Below are 16895 nucleotides of genomic sequence, written 5' to 3'. Positions count from 1 at the left end.
GGCACGTCCTCTGCGGCGGCCGGGCAATCCGCAGCGCTGAGGTGCAGGCTGCGGGGCCGAAGAGACCAGCAGAGATAAACTCCCCACCACCACGATTCAATAAACTGGCACTACGGATATAAGATCCATCACAAAGTCTGAAACAGGCTTTAGAGTTTTTAGGGCAGCGAACAATTAGCCAAAAGGGGCACGTCCTCTGCGGCGGCCGGGCAATCCGCAGCGCTGAGGTGCAGGCTGTGGGGCCGGAGAGACCAGCAGGGATGCTGGGCTCAGGCGCGGCGCGGGCAGGACGCCCGCTCTGCGCCGATCCGTAAGACCCGCAGCTGTAACCGAAGGTATCGCGTAGCGACGTGAGGACCGCCCGGACGCCGCAGAGGACATGCCCCGATCGCCAATCCCAACGCAACGCAAACCAGCCGTAAGACCCGCAGCTGTAACCGAAGGTATCGCGCAGCGACGTGAGGACCGCCCGGCCGCCGCAGAGGACGCGCCCCGATCCCTAATCTCAACGCAAACCAGCCGCCAACACAAATCGCTAATCCCACAGCAAATAACACCGCGTACTCAGCAGCTAATCCAGCAGCCCCCCACCCCATTGCTATACTTATCAATCACCCGGAGCACATACCCTCTCAGCCCCTGGACAACAAGGAATACAAATGCTCGTGCTGTGGAACACCCTGATTGTCCTGGCGACCGTCGCCGCAATGGAAATTATCGCCGCGCTGACGCACAAATACATCATGCACGGCTGGGGATGGGGCTGGCACCTCTCGCACCATGAACCGCACAGCGGCAAATTCGAAGTGAATGACCTGTATGCCGTGGTTTTTGCCGCGCTGGCGATCGCGCTGATCGCCACCGGCGCGGCGGGTGTATGGCCATTACAGTGGATTGGTGCGGGAATGACGCTGTACGGCCTGCTCTACTTTATCGTTCACGATGGCCTGGTCCACCAGCGCTGGCCGTTTCGCTATATTCCGCGTAAGGGGTACTTAAAACGCCTGTACCTGGCCCATCGGCTTCATCATGCGGTGCGGGGTAAAGAGCACTGCGTGTCGTTCGGTTTTCTCTATGCGCCGCCGGTGGCAAAGCTACAGGCGACGCTGCGCAGCCGTAATAAACAGGCACACACCAGCAGCGACAGAACCGACAAAACAACAGCGGCTAGCGGGGACGCTGCCACAGATCGGGCGGGCGAGGCATCGGCTTCGCGAGGCGAGAACTGAGCGCCTGCGCAGCGCCCTTCGCCAGCAGCCCGAGCTTCTCCGGCCGAGTGGTCCCCTGACGAACATCCCAGGCGCGGGGACCAGCAGCGCTAACCTTCACGCCAATTTCGCGATAAACACCGTGCGCCGAGGCAATCGCCCACGCGCTGCGTAAAGGCAGGCCGGGCAGCCCCGCGCGGGCAGAGGCGTAGTAAGGTTCCGCTGCCGCCACCAGCCGCTGTGCCAGGCGCGCCAGTTTGTCTCGATAAACCGGATCGGCGATCTGAGCAGCGATTATCCCTTCCTCAGCCAGCCACTGCGCGGGCAGATAACAGCGCCCCACCTGCGCATCTTCCACGATATCGCGGGCGATGTTGGTCAACTGAAACGCCAGCCCAAGATCGCAGGCGCGATCCAGCACCGATTCGTCGCGCACGCCCATCACTCGCGCCATCATCAGACCCACCACGCCCGCCACGTGATAGCAGTAGCGCAGCGTATCCTCAAACGTGACGTAGTACGTTTCCCGCACGTCCATCGCGAAGCCTTCAAGATGTTCAAAGGCCAGGCGAGGGGGAATGCCGTGGCTTAGCGCCACCTCCTGCAACGCGGCGAAGGCCGGGTCGTCCATTTTTATGCCGTCAAAAGCACGCTGCGTCTGCATTTTCAGGCAGTCCAGCCGCTGTGCCGCACTGTCGACGTCTGCTGCGACCTGGTAAAAGCCCAGCACCTGGCCGTCAATCACGTCATCGCAGTGGCGGCACCAGGCGTAAAGCATCAGCGCACTGCGCCGGGTCGGAGCATCAAATAGCTTTGATGCGGTGGCAAAACTCTTTGATCCTGCCGCCATCGTTTCGGTAGCGTGATCCATCAGCGTGCTGTTCGTCATTGGAAATCCTCCAGCATCAGACGCGCGGTGGCTTTTGCCGAACCGATGACGCCGGGTATGCCCGCCCCCGGATGTGTGCCCGCGCCAACCAGATAGAGGTTGCTTATCCGGCTGTCGCGGTTATGCGGCCGGAACCAGGCGCTCTGCCGCAGGATCGGTTCGATGGAAAATGCCGATCCCTGCCAGGCACCCAGCCGATCGCGGAAATCGAAAGGGGTAAACATGCGGTGCGTCACCAGCTGCTCGCGCAGGCCGGGCATGTAGTGCTGCTCCAGATAGGCGAAAATGCGGTCGCGCAGGCGCGGGCCTTCCACCGTCCAGTCGAGATCCGCCGTGCCAAGATGAGGTACGGGCGCTAACACGTAGTAACTGCCGCAGCCCGGCGGAGCCAGGGACGGATCGGTCACGCAGGGCGCGTGCAGATAAAGGGAAAAGTCTTCCGACAGCGTGGGGGAGTGAAAGATCTCATCAATCAGCGCTTTATAGCGCGGGCCAAAACAGACGGTGTGGTGCGCCAGCTGGCTGTGATGCTTATTCAGCCCGAAATAGAGTACAAACAGCGAGTTGCTCAAGCGCTTACGCTTTAGCGATGCGCCGCGTGCCGCGCCGATGGGGTGGTGCCCCAGAAGTTTTGCATAAGTCTGTACCACATCGGCATTTGAAGCCACCGAAGCCGTTGCGATCCGCCGCCCGTCCTTCAGCTGCACCGCACAGATGCGCTCGCCTTCCGCCTCCAGCCTGGTCACTTCGGCGTTCAGCTCCAGCGTGCCGCCGAGATCCTCAAACAGCTTCACCAGCCCCTGCACCAGCGCCCCGGTGCCGCCACGCGCAAACCACACGCCCCATTCCCGCTCCAGCGCGTGGATCAGCGTGTAAATGGACGAGGTGGCGAAGGGATTGCCGCCGACCAGCAGCGAGTGGAAGGAGAATGCCTGGCGCAGCTGTTCGTTTTCAATAAACGCCGATACCCTGCCGTAGACGCTGCGCCACGCCTGAAGCCGTGCCAGCTGTGGCCCGGCGCGCAGCATATCGCGGAAGGATAAAAACGGTACGCTGCCCAGCTTCAGATACCCTTCTTTAAACACCGCTTTCGAGTAGGCCAGAAACTGGCGGTAGCCTTCCACATCGCGCGGGTTGAGGCGGTGGATCTGTGCTTCCAGCCTTGCCTGATCGTTGTCGTAATCGAAGACTTTACCATCTTCCCAGCAAAGCCGGTAAAACGGCGTGACCGGCAGCAGTTCGACGTAATCCTCAATACGCTTACCGGCCAGGCTGAACAGCTCTTCGATCGCCGTTGGATCGGTAATCACCGTCGGTCCGGCGTCAAAAGTGAATCCTTCGTCCTGATAAACATAGGCGCGGCCGCCCGGTTTATCTCGCTGCTCCAGCAGCAGCGTGGGGATACCTGCGGCCTGCAGGCGGATCGCCAGGGCAAGGCCGCCGAAGCCAGAACCGATAACGACTGTTTTATTCATCGTGAAAAACTCGCAGCCGGGGGGAGTAGTTCAGTGCGGCGCGCAGGGCCTCGCCAACCGGAACCGGTGGCTTACCTGCCAGAATCCGCACCCTGTCTTGCAGCGTTAGCTGACCCGCGTAGAAGCGGGCAATCAGTCCGTGGTTCAGTTGATAAAATCGCTGCATCACCTGCCAGCGCGCCTGCGGCGGCCCGGCGAGAAACAGCATGCGGTTAAGCAGGCGAAAGAAGCGCTGACGCCGCCACTGCGCCAGCGCGTAATTCTGAATCAGCCTGAACAGCGCAGCGGCGTTCAGATCGGGGGCTGCGGCGATTAAATCCGCCAGCGCCACCGCCTGCGGCAGTGAATAGCCGGTGGTGGCGTGAAACAGCCCGACGCGCAGCCCGCTGCCCGGCTGCCCCGTCTGTGCCTGCCAGAACGCGCGAACATCACCTGCCAGCGCGATTGGCAGATTGCCCTGCTCTTCTCGTTCCAGCCGTTCAAGCATCCAGCCCTGACGCGCCGCGTACTGGCGGATCTGCTGCCGTGCGAGATCGCCGCTCAGCGTAGCGCGATCGATGTAGTGCGTATCTTCAATCAGCAGCCGATGTTCGGAAAGCGGCAGAGTGTAAACAAAACGGTAGCCCGCCGACTGGTCAACGGTGGCATCCATCAGTATCGGCCGGGTCAGACCGTGCGGCTGGCTCAGGCTCCACTGCTGGCCTAAAAAAGCCTGGCAGCCGGTAATCAGATAGGGACTGGGACGGTAGCCGCGCCCGTCAATCACTGCCGCCGCGCTCAGCGTTTGTCCATTATCCAGTGTCACCGTTTCCGGCGTCAGGCTAACGGCTCGAGCCCCGGTCCACAGGTTGTCCCCCAGCGCCTGACGGATCGCGATGACAAAGTGTTCTGAGGTCACGCTGATATACTCGCCCGCCAGGGTGCGGTTCAGCGCCGGGAAGCGCACGTCGTAGCCCGCCCAGCGGTGTGCCACCAGCGGAGCCAGCCAGCGATGCTGTTCCGGCAGCAGATCGCGCTGGTGAAAGGACCAGGTATGATTACCGCCCGGTTCAGCATCCGACTCCAGCAACAGCACGCGCAGCCCTGGCTGCAATTGACGCAGCCGCCAGGCAATCAAACCATTCGCCAGCCCGGCACCCACCAGTATCAGATCCCAGCGAGGTGCACTCATTCAGCGGGGACCAGTTTAGCCTGACGGAGATCGCGAAGGCTGCCGCTGCCGGAGCAGAAGCAGGCTATGCGCAGTTGTTCAATCATCACCTGAAAATGGTCAACCACCGCCTCGCCGGAGACCGTTGCGCAGCTCAGTACACCTGCGGCCTGGCCGACTAAATTGGCTCCCAGGCGCAGCGCTTTCGCCGCATCTATGCCATCGGCGATACCGCCGGAAGCAATCAGCGGCACATGCGGCAGCGCCTGATGCAGCTCTGTCAGCGCCTGCGCGGTAGGGATACCCCAGTCGGAGAAAGCCATCGCCACCGCACGGGCCTGCGGCGATACGGCCCGCTCCCCCTCCACCGCTGCCCAGCTGGTGCCGCCCGCGCCGGCGACATCCAGCATCGCCACACCCACGTCAACCAGTTGACGCGCCACCGGTACGGACAGCCCCGCGCCAACTTCTTTGACAATCACCGGCACCGGCAATGCTTCAACCGTATGGGCAATGGCGGCCAGCACCCCGCGCCAGTCGCGGTCACCGCCGTGCTGCAGGGCTTCCTGCAGCGGATTAAGATGGATAATCAACGCATCGGCCTCAATCATCCCGACCGCCCGCCGGGCATATTCCGTACCGCTTTTTCCGGCGATTTGTGCCGCGCCAAGATTTGCCAGCAGCGGAATATCCGGAGCAAGCTGGCGCAGTTCGCGCGTCAGCCCCCAGTCCTGTTCGCTTTCCAGTGCCACGCGTTGGGAACCCACGCCCATTGCCAGCCCAAGCGCCTGAGCGGCCTCCCCCAGGTGACGATTAATACTTTTGGCGCGCCGGGTCCCGCCGGTCATCGAACTAATCAGCAGCGGAGCCCGCAGCGTTTTGCCGAACAGCGTCGTGTGAAGATCGATGCGATCGAGGCTCAGCTCCGGCAGCGCACAGTGCTCAAAGCGCCACCGTTCAAAACCGGTTGTACGGGTTTTCACCCTGCGCGAAGGGTCAAGAATGATATCGAGGTGATCGCTTTTTCGCTGGGTAAGATCGCTCATTAGCACCCCGGCTGCGTGCTGTTTTTGCCAAACTGCGCCATCTGCTTGTCAAACCAGGCATGCATAAAATGCCGGGTAGAAAGGCCGCGATGGCAGGCGCTGGCGATATGTTCATCCGCGCTGCGCAGATGTTCACGCAGCTTCTGATGGACGGCTTCAGCCCCCAGCAAGGCAACCAGCGTCGATTTGCCACTGTCCTGATTCGCATCTTTGCCGGTATTGCTGAGCCCGTCGGAGAGATCGTCCATCAGCTGGAATGCCTGCCCCAGATCCTGAGCGAAACAGCGCAGGCGCTGGCGCGTTTGCAGCGAGGACCCGGCAACAATCGCCGCCATCTGCAGTGAGGCATCAAATAAGCGACTGGTTTTAAGATCGTTGGCCAGCAGGATCGCTTCGCTGCTTCTCGCCCGGCTGCCTTCGCTGAGATCGAGATACTGGCCCTGCACCAGCCCCTGCGAACCCACCGCCAGCGAAAGTTCTGCAACGGCCTGGGTTTTGCAGGCGGGAGTCAACGATTGTGCTTCCACCACCACGCCAAAAGCGCGGCTAAGTAGCGCAACGGCGGCAAGGATAGCGACACTCTCGCCATACTGAGTGTGGATAGTCGGACGACCGCGGCGCAGTAACGCATTGTCCATACAGGGGATATCATCCAGCATCAGCGACGCGGCATGCACCATTTCAACCGCGCAGGCGAGGTCGAGCAGGCCGGGCTGTTCTACTGCACAGCCCAGATCGCGGGCGGCAAGGATCAGCAGCAGAGGGCGAACACGTTTACCGGACGCCAGCGTGCCTTCGCGCATGGCGGTAAACACCAAATCCTGCTGTTCTCCGGCGGGCAATAGCTGGTCCAGGCGGTTCTGCAGGGCTTCCCGTAGCCTTTTCAGTTCGTCTTCATGATTGTTCATCGTTGCAGGCTACCCCTGACATTTACATGGCTTTATTTGCAAAGCCTAGTGCAATATCCAGAAATTTCTCAGAGGATCGGGGGATGCGACAAACTTTTACAAAAAATAGATCATATGTACAGGTTTATGGTCGTTTTCACGCCGGATTGAACTCTGTAGTGGCAAGACTAAGTTGATAATCTGCCGGACCGGTGGGGATGCGCATTTTCGCTGTGTCGTCTGCAAGGTCTGGGATGGCGCTGGCGGGTTGTGCCCCCGGTCGGGCGTCCTCGCGCCGCTGCGCGGTTCCTTCACTTCGCTCGTCAGCCGGACGGATCGGCACAGTCGGTTGTTTGCAAAGTCTGAGTTGGCGCTGGCGGGTTGTGCCCCCGATCGGGCGTCCTCGCGCCGCTTCGCGGTTCCCTCTCTGCGTTCAGCGCTGTGGATTGCCCGCCCGGGGGCACAACCAGCCTGCTTTCTGACTTCAGTGTTGCCTGAAAAACCCATCAGCTCTTCCTTCTTTCACCATACTGGCGAGATTCCCACATTCGGTGCTAATTAACGTTCTTCAAACAGCGAACACTTAACCATACGGGGCACGTCCTCTGCGGCGGCCGTACAATCCGCAGCGCTGAGGTTCAGGCTGCGAGGCCGGAGAGACCAGCATGGCTCAATTCCCCGCCGTCACGCTTTAAAAAACTGGAACTACGATACTGGGCCAAATGCAAAGTCTGAAGCAGACTTTAAGATTCCAGGAGCAGCGAGCACTTAGCCAAAAGGGGCACGCCCTCTGCGGCGGCCGGGCAATCCGCAGCGCTGAGGTGCAGGCTGCGGGGCCGGAGAGACCAGCAGGGATGCTGGGCTCAGGTGCAGCGCGGGCAGGACGCCCGCTCTGCGCCGATCCGCAAGACCCGAAGCCGGAACCGAAGGGACCGCGCAGCGGCGCGAGGACCGCCCGGCCGCCGCAGAGGACGTGCCCCGATCGCCAATCCCAACGCAACCCAGCAGCAATCCCATCCCCACCCCGCATCTGCAACCCTCGTCTCTTTCTCCACCCGCCGATTAGTGTATGTTCTCAATCGTCATTTATTTTTAAGCGGTAAAGAGATGAAACGGATTGAAATCATACTTGGGGAGCTGGAACGGTTAACGCAGGGACTCAGCCTGACCGATCTGGCGGAGGAAAAAGCCTGCACCGCCGAAGCGATGGGATTTAACCTCGGACTGGCGCGCAACTCGGTGAGCAAGGACCTGAATCAGCTGTGGAATGATGGCCTGGCGATTAAAAGCCGCGGCCGTCCGGTGTTCTTTCTGCACCGCCGGGCGGCGGAAGCGCTGCTGGGCCGTTCGCTGGATGAGTCCGAGCGCGAAGTGCGATCGATCGCCGACCTGCTGCCGCGCCGGGAAAATCACGCTACCGACGATCCCTTCACCGCGCTGACCGGATTCGATCGCAGCCTGCGCGATGCCGTGGAAAAAGGCCGTGCCGCCGTGCTCTACCCGCACGGGCTGCACGTGTTGCTGACCGGCCCTTCCGGCGTGGGCAAAACCTTTTTCGCCGAGCTGATGCATCGCTTTGCCTGCAAGCACGCGGCCGGAACTCCGCCGCCGATGGTCTACTTTAACTGCGCGGAATACGCCCACAACCCGGAGCTGCTCTCTTCCCATCTGTTCGGGCATCGCCAGGGCGCGTTTACCGGTGCCAGCGAAAATAAAATCGGGCTGGTGGAGCAGGCGGACGGCGGCTATTTACTGCTGGATGAAGTGCATCGCCTGCCGTATGAAGGCCAGGAAAAACTGTTCTCTATCCTTGATAAGGGCGAGTATCGCCCGCTGGGAACCAGCAGCACGCCGCGCCCGATTGCCATCCGGCTGATTTGTGCCACGACCGAACCGGTCAGCTCCGCCCTGCTGCGCACCTTCCAGCGACGAATTCAGGTCTGCATCGATCTGCCGGGCATCCGTCAGCGATCGGTTGAGGAACAGATCGAGCTGATCGTTGGCTTCTTACAGCGGGAAAGCCGCAAGATCGAGCGCACCGTCAGCATTGATAAAACGCTGCTGCTCTGGCTGCTGAATAAGCCGCTGGAGGGCAATATCGGCCAGCTGAAAAGCGATATTCAGTTCCTGTGTGCGCAGGCCTGGGCGGCGGGGATGACGGAACATAATGATACGCTCCAGCTGGATAAGCAACTGGTGGAAATGCCGTTTCACGCCACGCCAGAACAGCGCCAACTGGTGGATGGTCTGTTTGCCGGCAGGGAACACCTGAACGTGGATGCACGCACCCTGCCCGCGTTAAAAAACTCGCTTGCCAGCGGGATGGAGGCGGAAGAGAGCGATTTGTTTTACAGCTTCCTGACCCGCGAATACGTCAACCTGCGCAACAGCAATGTGCCGCCCGCGGAAACGCTGGCGATCCTGAAAAACAAGCTCAGCTCGATTTTTGAATACGGACTCTACAGCCGCGACAGTACCGCGCATCCACCGCGCTACGGCGATCGGATCGAAGAGCGGGTCACGCTGCTGATCGGCTGCGTGGAACAGGTGCTGGGCTTTGCCCTGCCGGAAAACCTGCTGAACCCGCTGCGCAAACACTTCCTCGCGCTGATTGGTTACGTACAGCGTGGACTGATCCCGCAGCTTTATTCATCGAATCTGATCCTCGACCGCTGTAAGGATGAATACGAAAACGCCACCCTGCTGTGCCGCAAAATTAACGAGCTGCTGCACATTCATTGCCCGGCGACGGAGGTCGTCTGGCTGTGCCTGTTCCTCAAGGAGTGCCGCCATTACCGCCAGCGGATCGACGCCAGCCCCGACTGCGGGGTGATCCTCATTGCCCACGGCGCGACTACCGCCACCAGCATGGCGCAGTATGTGAACCGGGTGCTGGAACGCGAGCTGTTCAGCGCCATTGATATGCCGTTTGAGCAGTCGGTGCACGACACGCTGGAAACGCTGACGCAGATGATTGAGGCCCGCCAGTACAGGCGATTGATCCTGATGGTGGATATCGGTTCGCTGGTCCATTTTGGCAGCACCATCAGCAAACTGTTCCAGATCGATGTGCTGCTGATGCCGAATATCACTCTGACCAGCCTGCTGGAAGTGGGGCTGGATCTCAGCTATGAAACCAGCGATCTGCCGCAGCTGGCCCAGCTGATGCAGGATAAAGGCATTGCCAGCCAGTTCTGCACGCCGCAGCAGGAGCACGGCGGCAAGGTGCTGGCCATCTCCTGCATTACCGGCATGGGCACGGCAGAGAAAATCAAAAAGGTGCTGGAGGAAAGTTTCGGCGAGCTGATGTCGCAGGATACCCGGCTGGCGATCCTCGATTACAACGAGGTACGCAGCCTGGAACGCGTGCAGCAGGCGCTGAAGCCCGGTGAACGACTGGCGGGCATCGTCGGTACTTTCCAGCCGGGGCTGCCGGATATTCCCTTTATCTCGCTGGAGGAGCTGTTCTCCGAGCAGGGGCCGGAGCTGGTGCTGAGCCTGCTGACGCCGGATCTCTCCAGCGCCGAACGTCGGCTGGAAATGGAGCGCAGCGCGATGCGTTTTATCAGCGCGTTAACGATGGAAAGCATCATCAACCACATTTCGGTGCTCAATCCCCAGCGTATTCTGAAAGAGATGGAGAGCGTATTTGACCATCTCACCACCGCCCTTTCGCTTAAACCGAGCCGCCAGGTGACACTGCGCTTCCTGATCCACTGCTGCTGCATGGTCGAGCGTATCGTGATTAATCGAAAACCGTTACAGATGGCGCTGGAAAACCGGCCCGATCTCGACGTCCGCGCGCTTAGTGTCATCAAAACCGCGTTTCTGCCGATTGAAGAGGCCTACGCCATTAGAATGTCCGACGCGGAATATTTTTATATCTACGAACTGCTTTACGGTTAATCCCTTATCCGGCGGGGCCCTGCGCTCCGCCGTGCCTGCCCCCTCCCCCGCGTGACACAAACTCTGGCACAGCCCTTGCTCTATGTACGTCTGTAAACGTAATTGAGCCAGGAGGCCACTTTGACTACCGCTGTCCCTACTGAACCCTTGCCCCAGATCCTGCTGCTGACCCACGGCGGCTGGGGAGAACAGCTTTGCAACAGCCTGCGCATGGTGACCGGCGAAATCCAGGGCGTGATGGAAATCGCTCTGATGCCGGTGGATACGCTCGGCGAGTTTTATCAGCGGGTGGAAGCCGTGGTGAAAGCGATGCCGCACGGCTCGCTGATCCTCACCGATTTTATCGGCGGCACCACCTCTAACGTGGCGGCGCGGCTCAGCGCGGACTACCCGGTAGCGGTGATTTGCGGGCTGAACGCCTCCCTGCTGCTGGAAGCGCTGGACCGCCGCGATGCGGGCCCGCTGACCGACTGCGTGGCCGATCTGGTCGATGCCGGGCGCAGCAGCTGCCTGGACGTGGTCGCCCACGTTCGTCAATTACAACAACCACAATAAAAAGGAACACAGCATGGCAACGATCGTTTTATGCCGCATTGACAGCCGCCTGATTCACGGCCAGGTGGTCACCAAATGGGTTGGGCAGTCCCAGGCCAACCGCATCGCCGTAGTCAGCGATGAGCTGGACGCCGATCCGTTTATGAAAAACATCTACCTGATGGCCGCGCCGCCGAACATCAAAGTGGACTGCTACAGCAATCAAAGCTTTGCGGCATCGTGGAAAGAGAACCAGCTGGGCGACGGCAAAGTGCTGGTGCTGTTCCCGTCGCTGGCGGCGATCCAGGATGCGGTACAGCAGGGTTTTGATGTGACCAATGTGCAGGTCGGCGGGCTGGGCGGTGGACCTAACCGCAAAGCGGTCTTCCAGAACATCACCCTGGACGAGAAAGACGTCGGCATTTTGAAAGATCTGCGAGATCGCGGCGTGCAGGTGTTCTTCCAGACCATCCCGGAAGATAAGCCGCAGTCGCTGGACGATATCCTGAAAAAATTCTAACTCACTCACTGCACCCCTCTTTCAGGCGCAGCCCGCCTGAAGGATAAGGTGTAAAGGATAACATTATGGATACTCTACTCTTTGCAAGCCTGATGGGCCTGTACTACTGGTTTGCCCGTTTACGCCTCGGATATACCCTTTCCGCCATGCTGCTACAGCCGGTGGTGATCGCAGTGTTTGTCGGCCTGCTGCTGGGCAATATGCATACGGCGATGATTATCGGCGCGGGCATGCAGCTGGTGTACCTCGGCGTGACCTCCACGCCCGGCGGTAACGTGCCGTCGGACCCGGCGCTGGCCGCCTGTATCTCGCTCCCTATCGCCGTGAAGGCCGGGATGGACCCGAATCTGGCAATTGCCCTGGCGATTCCGTTTGGCGTGATCGGCGTGTTCCTCGATCAGCTGCGCCGCACGCTGAACGCCGCGTGGGTGCATATGGCCGATAAGCACGCCGAAACCGCCAATATGTCCGGCATTATGCGCTGCGCCTTTCTCTATCCGGCCCTGCTCGGGCTGGCGCTGCGCTTCCCGGTGGTGTTTGCCGCCAACTACTTCGGTCAGAACGTGGTGGAAAGCTTCCTCAAGCTGATGCCGCACTGGCTGACCCACTCCTTTGAAATCATGGGCGGTATCCTCCCGGCGCTCGGCTTCGCCATCACCATTATGGTGATTGGTAAAAAGAGCCTGCTGCCGTGGTTTATCGGCGGATTCTTTGCAGTGCTGTACCTCAAGTTAGGCATCATGGCGATGGCGATCTTCGGTACTTGTGTGGCCTTCCTGATTAAGGGCCTGGCGAAAAATGAAGGAGCAGCATGATGAGCAGCGACGTAATGCAGCATGAACTGGTGGAGCGCGCACGGGAGAGCCGGGCGCTGACCAAGGGCGATATCACCAAGGCCTGGTTTATTTACTGGCTGGGCGCGGAGGTTTCCAGCTCCTACGAGCGTTTGCAGAGCCTGATTTTCTGCGCCTCGATGACGCCGATTATCAAAAAGCTGTATCCGCAGAAAGAGGAACAGGTCGAAGCGCTGAAACGCCACCTGAACTTCTTTAACTCGGAGCAGACCTTCGGCGCGGTGATCCAGGGGATCGCCATCGCCATGGAAGAGCAAAAAACGCGGGGCGAACCGATCAGCGATGCGTCGATCACCGGGATCAAAACCGGCCTGATGGGGCCGCTGGCCGGGATGGGTGACTCGATCATCTGGGCGGCGGTGATGCCACTGCTGATCGCCATCTTTATCCCCTTCGCCGCCGGCGGCAGCGCGATGGGCGGGATTATTCCGCTGATCCTCTATCCGGCGATCACCCTGGCGGTGAGCTACGGCATGATCCACAAAGGCTACACCCTGGGCCGCGACTCGATAATCGGCCTGCTGCAGGGCGGGCGGATCAAAGAGCTGATCTACGGTGCCAACGTGCTGGGGCTGATTATGATGGGCGCGCTGTCCGCCAGCTACGTGAAGATCACGACCCCGCTGAAGATCAGCGCGCTGGAAGGATCGGAAGTGGTGGTACAGCAGATCCTGGATTCGATCGCCCCCGGCCTGCTGCCGCTGGCGGCGGTGTTCTCGGTCTACTTCTATCTGGTGAAAAAAGGGCCGCGCTACACCACCATTCTGCTGTCGATTGTCGCGCTGAGCGTGGTCTGCTCGCTGCTGGGGGTACTGTAAATCATGACGCAAAATATCTATCAACGTCTGGGGCTTAAACGGGTGATCAACGCCTGCGGCAAGATGACCATTCTGGGCGTATCCAGCGTGGCCCCGGAAGTGATGCAGGCCACGGCGCAGGCGGCCTCTGCCTTTGTGGAGATTGACCGGCTGGTGGACCGCAGCGGCGAGCTGGTTTCCCGCTATACCGGCGCGGAGGCCAGCTATATCACCTCCTGCGCCTCGGCGGGGATTGCCATCGCCGTTGCCGCGGCCATTACGCGGGGCGATCCGGCCCGCGTGGCGATGATGCCCGACAGTACGGGCATGGCGAACGAGGTGGTGATGCTGCGCGGGCACAACGTGGACTACGGCGCACCGATTACCAGCGCCATCCGCCTTGGCGGCGGACGGGTGGTGGAGGTCGGCTCCAGCAATCTGTCTGCCCGCTGGCAGCTGGAAAGCGCGGTTACCCCGCGCACCGCCGCGCTGCTGTATGTGAAATCGCACCACTGCGTACAGAAAGGCATGCTGAGCATTGCGGACTTTGTGGCGGTCGCCCGTCAGCACGAGCTGCCGCTGATTGTCGATGCCGCCGCCGAAGAGGATCTGCACGCCTGGGTCGCCAGCGGGGCCGATATGGTGATTTACAGCGGCGCGAAGGCGTTTAACGCGCCGACTTCCGGCTTTATTACCGGCACAGCGCGCTGGATCGACGCCTGCAAAGCCCAGCACGAGGGCATTGCCCGGGCGATGAAAATCGGCAAGGAGAATATGGTCGGGCTGGTATACGCGCTGGAGAACTACCACCAGGGGCAGACCGTGGTGACCGCCGAACAGCTCCAGCCCACCGCCGAGGCGATCTCCGCGATTCGCGGGCTGGCGGCCGATATCGAGCAGGATGAGGCGGGCCGCGCCATCTGGCGTATCTGCATCCGGGTGGAGGCCAGCGTGCTGGGGCTGGACGCTCGCGAGGTAGAGGCGCAGCTGCGCGGCGGGGAGATCGCAATTTACGCCCGCCGCTACAACCTGCACCAGGGCGTTTTCAGCCTCGATCCCCGTACGGTGGCAGAGGGAGAAATGGCGCTGATCGTGGCGCGTCTGAAGGAGATTGCCGAACATGCAGCAAATTAATTTTTATCGACAGCGCGTGGCGATTAACGTGCTGGCGAAAGATATCGCCAACGCCAGGGAAATCTATGACGCCGCCGAAGGCCATGCGGTTATCGGCGTGCTTTCCGCGCAGTTTGCCTCCGTTGAGGAGGGCGTGCGCGAAGTGAAACGCTGGACGGCCGCCGTGCCTTCCGTTTCCGTCGGGCTGGGCGCGGGCGATCCGGCGCAGTTTTATAAGGCGGCGATGATCGCCTCGGCCGTGCATCCGGCACACGTTAACCAGACCTTTACCGGCAGCGGTTTTGCCGCCGGTGCGCTGGCGGCAACCGGCGGCGAGCAGACGCATATCAACGCGCTGGTCAGCCCCACCGGCACGCCGGGCGAGGTGCTGATCTCTACCGGAGTCAGCAGCAGCCAGGGAACGCCTGCCCGCGTCTCCTGTGATGCGGCGGTACGGATGATGCAGGATATGGGCGCACACGCGGCGAAGTTTTTCCCGATGGGCGGTGAGCAATCGCTGGCGGAGCTGCACGCGCTGGCCACCGCCGCCGCACACAGCGGTATGACGCTGATTGAACCCACCGGCGGCATCGATCTGGATAACTTCGGCATCATCCTGCAAACCTGCCTGCAGGCGGGCGTACCGCGCGTAATGCCGCATATCTACAGCTCGATTATCGATCCAACAACGGGCTGCACGCGGCCTGAAGGTGTGGTGAAGCTGATAGATATGGTGAAGGGGCTGGTGTGATGAGTTATTGCGAATAGCGAATAGCGAATAGCGAATAGCGAATAGCGAATAGCGAAAGTATTAACGGGTGCCCTGCGCGAAGAAGTCAATATTGAGCTTTTTCGCCGGGCACCCGATTAGATCAGGTCAAAACAGAGAATCTCAATCACAGGCTCAGGCTTTTTATCGAAACTCAGAGAGCCTGTAATTTAGAGCGTACCTGATAACCCTCACGGCGGCCGATCGCACCAGTGCGACCAACCGCATTAAGTACATCAACCTGCCGATGCAGGCTGAAAAAGGTTACTCCAGCGCGGTCAGAATGCGGTAAGCCGCTTCTACCCTGAGCGGGTTCGGATAGCTTTTGTTCGCCAGCATCACGATGCCGATATCCTTCTGCGGGATAAACGCCGCGTAGCTGCCAAATCCGCCGGTAGACCCGGTTTTATGCACCCATGACGCCTGCTGACGCGGCGCGGGAGGTGCGATCTCCGTAGCTTTCATCGGGGCCAGCGCGACCTTATTATCGCTGCCGTCCACCACGCTTTTTTCCTGAAGCGGCCAGTTCAACATCTCCCAGCCCAGCCCCTGATACATATCCCCGACCTGCCAGTAGCGCGACTGCGCCAGCGCGATGCCTTTTTGCAGCGACGCATCGGTTACTTTCTCCGGCTGCATATTGGCCTGTACCCAGCGGGCCATATCCTCAATCGAGGTTTTCACGCCGTAGGCTTCCGCATCCAGCATGCCCGGAGAGACGTGTACTGCTTTCCCGTTGCGGTAGCCCCAGGCATAGTTTTTAGCCTCGCCTGCCGGCACCTGATACCAGGTATGCTTCAGCGCCAACGGCTGCAGTACGCGGCTGTTCATTGCCTGCACAAAGCCCATGCCCGAAGGCTTCACCGCCAGCGCGCCGAACAGACCGATGCTGGAATTGGCATACAGGCGCTTTTCCCCCGGCGCCCACTCCGGCTGCCAGGACTGGTAATACGTTTGCAGCGCGGCTGCGTCGGTGACGTTATCCGGCACCTGTAGCGGCAGGCCACCGGCGGTATAGGTCGCCAGATGCAGCAGCTTTATCCCCTGCCACTGCTTGCCGGACAGCGCAGGCCAGTATTTGCTGGCCGGATCGTTCAGGCTGATTTCCCCACGGGCAATCGCATCGCCGCCCAGCACGCCGGTAAAAGTTTTACTGAGCGATCCCAGTTCAAACAGAGTTTCCTGCGTGACCGGCTTCTTCGCCGCCACATCCGCCAGTCCCCAGGTAAAGTAATGGGGTTTGCCCTGATAAATCACCGCCACCGCCATCCCCGGGATCGCCTGTTCTTTGATTAACGGCGCGATGGTGCGGTTAACCACATCGGCCAGCTGTGCGTCAGTTGTGGGGGCGGCAAAAGCGGGAGTGGATGCGGCGAGGAGCAGCGTGCCGGTGAGGAGGGGTTTTAACATGGATATCTTCCTTAATGATGGAGCGAGTGTTTTGCCACAGATGTGGCTGAAAACGGCTGCCGATAGCGCCGTAAAGCATGCATTTTACCTCTCAGTATATGTCGATAAAACCGCTTTTCTTAAACATGTGACCCAAACATGTTTATGGCATCGACACATCTGGCCGATATGTCAATAAAACACGATTTTTTAAACATGACGACAGGCCGAGCAGAATAGGCATTTACCAATGCCATTTGATTGTGACTTTCTTCGTAATAAACCAATAGCAGAGAATGGTTAGTATCAGGTTTAACGTCAATATAGTCGTTGTAGTAATAGCTGAATACGTTTCGTC

General features: G+C 60.1%; 14 protein-coding genes. 8 read left to right on the top strand and 6 right to left on the bottom strand.

What is annotated here, in order from left to right:
• Window positions 1–659 precede the first annotated feature (659 nt).
• Entirely contained in the window at window positions 660–1229 is a 570-nt protein-coding gene (locus IBT47_RS24575) for a sterol desaturase family protein (protein ID WP_200563679.1), read from the top strand.
• Here the strand turns inward: IBT47_RS24575 and crtB are convergent.
• The 5 genes from crtB to IBT47_RS24550 are packed head-to-tail and all read right to left on the bottom strand — an operon-like array spanning window position 1168 to window position 6676.
• Window positions 1168–2097, bottom strand: coding sequence for a 15-cis-phytoene synthase CrtB (gene crtB, locus IBT47_RS24570; protein WP_200563677.1), 930 nt, complete (start codon window positions 2095–2097; stop codon window positions 1168–1170). The genes IBT47_RS24575 and crtB overlap by 62 nt on opposite strands.
• The gene (locus tag IBT47_RS24565; protein WP_200563675.1) at window positions 2094–3572 is read right to left on the bottom strand and encodes a phytoene desaturase; all 1479 of its coding nucleotides are present in this window, start codon (window positions 3570–3572) and stop codon (window positions 2094–2096) included. The genes crtB and IBT47_RS24565 overlap by 4 nt, the downstream gene beginning before the upstream one ends.
• Window positions 3565–4743: a lycopene beta-cyclase CrtY gene (crtY, locus tag IBT47_RS24560; protein ID WP_200563673.1), complete on the bottom strand. Its 1179-nt coding sequence runs from the start codon at window positions 4741–4743 to the stop codon at window positions 3565–3567. The genes IBT47_RS24565 and crtY overlap by 8 nt, the downstream gene beginning before the upstream one ends.
• A complete protein-coding gene (gene fni / locus IBT47_RS24555; protein WP_200563671.1) occupies window positions 4740–5768 on the bottom strand; it encodes a type 2 isopentenyl-diphosphate Delta-isomerase in 1029 nt (342 codons plus the stop codon). Before fni ends, crtY begins: the two co-directional genes overlap by 4 nt.
• Window positions 5768–6676: a polyprenyl synthetase family protein gene (locus IBT47_RS24550; RefSeq protein WP_200563669.1), complete on the bottom strand. Its 909-nt coding sequence runs from the start codon at window positions 6674–6676 to the stop codon at window positions 5768–5770. The genes fni and IBT47_RS24550 overlap by 1 nt, the downstream gene beginning before the upstream one ends.
• Before the next feature lie 1086 nt (window positions 6677–7762).
• Between IBT47_RS24550 and dagR the strand changes: the two genes are divergently transcribed.
• The 7 genes from dagR (at window position 7763) to IBT47_RS24515 (ending at window position 15130) form a co-directional block, all read left to right on the top strand.
• Window positions 7763–10561 carry a transcriptional regulator DagR gene (gene dagR, locus IBT47_RS24545; protein WP_200563667.1) on the top strand — a complete coding sequence of 933 codons (2799 nt, stop codon included), beginning with the start codon at window positions 7763–7765 and terminating at the stop codon, window positions 10559–10561.
• Window positions 10562–10681: 120 nt separating this feature from the next.
• Entirely contained in the window at window positions 10682–11116 is a 435-nt protein-coding gene (locus IBT47_RS24540) for a PTS sugar transporter subunit IIA (protein ID WP_200547104.1), read from the top strand.
• Window positions 11117–11129: 13 nt separating this feature from the next.
• Window positions 11130–11615, top strand: a complete 486-nt coding sequence (locus IBT47_RS24535; protein WP_105593016.1) for a PTS system mannose/fructose/N-acetylgalactosamine-transporter subunit IIB — start codon at window positions 11130–11132, stop codon at window positions 11613–11615.
• Between the two features lie 65 nt (window positions 11616–11680).
• Window positions 11681–12430: a PTS sugar transporter subunit IIC gene (locus IBT47_RS24530; protein WP_200563665.1), complete on the top strand. Its 750-nt coding sequence runs from the start codon at window positions 11681–11683 to the stop codon at window positions 12428–12430.
• Window positions 12427–13287, top strand: coding sequence for a PTS system mannose/fructose/sorbose family transporter subunit IID (locus IBT47_RS24525; RefSeq protein WP_200547103.1), 861 nt, complete (start codon window positions 12427–12429; stop codon window positions 13285–13287). Before IBT47_RS24530 ends, IBT47_RS24525 begins: the two co-directional genes overlap by 4 nt.
• Window positions 13288–13290: 3 nt before the next feature.
• Window positions 13291–14400 (top strand): D-glucosaminate-6-phosphate ammonia lyase, encoded by a 1110-nt coding sequence (gene dgaE / locus IBT47_RS24520; protein ID WP_200563663.1) that lies wholly within the window; start codon window positions 13291–13293, stop codon window positions 14398–14400.
• Window positions 14387–15130: a 2-dehydro-3-deoxy-phosphogluconate aldolase gene (locus IBT47_RS24515; protein WP_200563661.1), complete on the top strand. Its 744-nt coding sequence runs from the start codon at window positions 14387–14389 to the stop codon at window positions 15128–15130. Before dgaE ends, IBT47_RS24515 begins: the two co-directional genes overlap by 14 nt.
• 282 nt (window positions 15131–15412) lie before the next feature.
• Here the strand turns inward: IBT47_RS24515 and ampC are convergent, their stop codons facing one another.
• Window positions 15413–16558: a CMY2/MIR/ACT/EC family class C beta-lactamase gene (gene ampC / locus IBT47_RS24510; RefSeq protein ID WP_200563659.1), complete on the bottom strand. Its 1146-nt coding sequence runs from the start codon at window positions 16556–16558 to the stop codon at window positions 15413–15415.
• Window positions 16559–16895: the final 337 nt, after the last annotated feature.

This window comes from Erwinia sp. S43 (assembly GCF_016624745.1).
Lineage (GTDB): Bacteria > Pseudomonadota > Gammaproteobacteria > Enterobacterales > Enterobacteriaceae > Erwinia > Erwinia coffeiphila.
The sequence above is the reverse complement of the archived record's forward strand: the minus strand, read 5'-3'. Positions and strand labels throughout refer to the sequence as shown.